The 2,364-nt window shown below is 50.1% G+C and carries 3 protein-coding genes; all 3 read right to left on the bottom strand.

Going from position 1 to position 2,364, the window contains the following annotated elements:
• Positions 1-28: 28 nt before the first annotated feature.
• From ABYP33_RS18705 to ABYP33_RS18695, 3 genes are read right to left on the bottom strand one after another with little or no spacing between them, the layout of a single operon-like run.
• Complete coding sequence (locus ABYP33_RS18705; protein ID WP_373092811.1) at positions 29-616, bottom strand: YajG family lipoprotein; 588 nt, start codon at positions 614-616, stop codon at positions 29-31.
• Positions 617-619: 3 nt separating this feature from the next.
• Entirely contained in the window at positions 620-1,654 is a 1,035-nt protein-coding gene (locus tag ABYP33_RS18700) for a DUF2333 family protein (RefSeq protein ID WP_373092809.1), read from the bottom strand.
• Positions 1,654-2,160, bottom strand: a complete 507-nt coding sequence (locus ABYP33_RS18695; RefSeq protein WP_373092807.1) for a copper chaperone PCu(A)C — start codon at positions 2,158-2,160, stop codon at positions 1,654-1,656. The genes ABYP33_RS18700 and ABYP33_RS18695 overlap by 1 nt, the downstream gene beginning before the upstream one ends.
• Positions 2,161-2,364: the final 204 nt, after the last annotated feature.

Below are 2,364 nucleotides of genomic sequence, written 5' to 3'. Positions count from 1 at the left end.
CGCCTTTTTTTAATTCAGATAATTCGCCTTAATTTTTTCGCAAGAACCCTACCAGCTTAGGGTCTTCAAACATGCTATTAAGCACTTCCACCACAAGGCCGTTAACCAGCTCGGCATTGTGAGACTCGCTTGGCGCGTTAAAAAACTTCTGCTTGCGTTTCACTCGGTAGCGGCCTTCATAGCGCTCATTACCGCGACTAGCAACCACATTTACCACAGCTAACATATCCATGTCATAACCAACCCCGTCTTCTTTCGGGTGGTTGTAAACCAGCGATTCAAAAATCACATGGAGGTCTGCCGTGTCGGCACGCAGACTGTCGGTATCGTAGCCCATTGCCGCCATGTGCTTAGCCAAGGGTTTTTCAACAGCCAAAGACAAATCGTTGGCAATGGTCACCACTGAGGTTTCGCGGTATGTGCCACCGCGGCTGCCCAGCACCTTGTTTTGACGCTGGTCACTGACCCTGACATGAACAGGGCTATTATTGCCAATACGCGCACTGGGCTCCGAAAATTTCGGGCTCAATTGAATCGCTTGCGGACTAGAGGCGCAGGCCGTAAGCCACACGCTGGCGGCGAGCACACAGGTTTTAAGTAAAGTTGAGTAAACCATCATTTATCCTTGAGATAACAAGTCACGTAAATCAGTTATAGCACCATTGGCACGGCTAATATAAGACGCCATCACCAGTGAATGATTGGCTAAAAAACCAAAACCACTGCCATTTAAAACCATTGGGCTGAACATTGCCTGCTGGGTTCCCTCTAGCTCACGAATTATTTGTCGCAAACTCACACTCGCATTTTTATTGGCCAATACATCGGCAAAATCCACCTCTACCGCCTTCAGGAAGCAAATCAGCGCCCAAGCCGTGCCGCGAGATTCGTAAAATACATTATCAATTTCCAGCCATGGGGTTTTTATCTGCAACTCAGTCGATGCCGGCGTAGACTGCCGTGCATTGGCGTCGTTGGCTAGATCCGTGTTCAAGCGCGGCCGCCCAACACTGGCACTCAAGCGCTGCGACAAACTCCCTAAACGTGACTCGACACCGGCCAGCCAGTAGCGCAAATTATCGGCGCGGGCGTAAAACTGGGCCTGGGGTTGATCTACATCAGCCAAGCGGCTGCGATAAGCCTTAAGGAATTTAATGCCCTGCCGGTATTCCGACTCAGAAGCAGGCACCGCCCAGCTATTATTAGAGAAGCTGAAGCGCGGCTCGGCCTTAGCCAGGTCGCCATCTTCTTGGGATTGCGACTGCGAGCGACTAAAGTTCTCGCGCATGGCGCGGCTAAGGTCTCTAACTTGAATAAGCACTCCGTATTCCCACGCGGGCATATCGTCCATAAAAATGCCTGGCGGGCTTATATCATTACTAATAAAACCGCCCGGCTTGTCGAGCAAAGTTTCAGTAACATCAATTAATGCCGAGGTTGTTGCGCTGCCAATAACACCCACTTTGGTGTCTTTTTGCAAATACTGGGTAGTGGGCATCTCTGGCGTAAAGCTCCAATACACGCCAAATATCATCACAATCACGAGATAGACTGGCACGACGACAGCAGCTATTTTTAATGCAAGCCCATTGCCGAGCCAGTCTTGCGCGCTCTCTTTGGCCCTAGCCACTAGGTCTTTTAGTTTTTCAATCATTAGTGCATTCCTGTGTGTTCAGTCGGGCTCATTGTGGAGCTAGATGTGGTTTTTGCGCTGGGCGCGGGTTTGAGCACACTAATTACCGGCGCATCGATGGCAAGAACCTCACCTTCAGCGGTTTTAAGGGTAAATTTCACCCGATCACCGTCTGCCAGCGGTCTGGTTAAGTTAATTAACATTAAATGGTAGGCACCGGGCGCAAAAACAAATTCCCCGTTGGCGGGCACGGTGACCGCATCCTCGCGCTGCATCGACATCATGCCATTACGATGCTGATGACCATGTATTTCCAAGCGCTCGGCGGCATCACTATCACCTGCCACAATCCGCACCTCTTGACCACGCTGATTTCGCACACTAAAAAACGCCGCGGTATTGCGTTGGCTTGGCGGCAACCCCCGCACATAGGCATTTTCTACCGTAATTTGATCGGGCTGAGCCTGTAGCACAGCACTGAATAACAGCGCGGCCAAGCCGCCAACACTCATCCACTTACAACTCACAAACCCTCCAAGGCGCCGCCACTTGCTGTTCGGCGACACAATTATTCAAACAACATAGCCTGAACTTAACCCTTCCGGGCAATACCTGTAAACTCGCTAGCAATGTGAATTTCGGCATCGAAACAACTAATTATGGCGTATCATAACGCCACCACAGCAGTGATTGTATTTATGAAACCGCTTTTATTATCGCTTATTTTTCTG

It is taken from the genome of Zhongshania sp. (assembly GCF_041584495.1).
Taxonomy (GTDB): domain Bacteria; phylum Pseudomonadota; class Gammaproteobacteria; order Pseudomonadales; family Spongiibacteraceae; genus Spongiibacter.
This window is presented reverse-complemented; position numbering and strand designations above follow the sequence as displayed.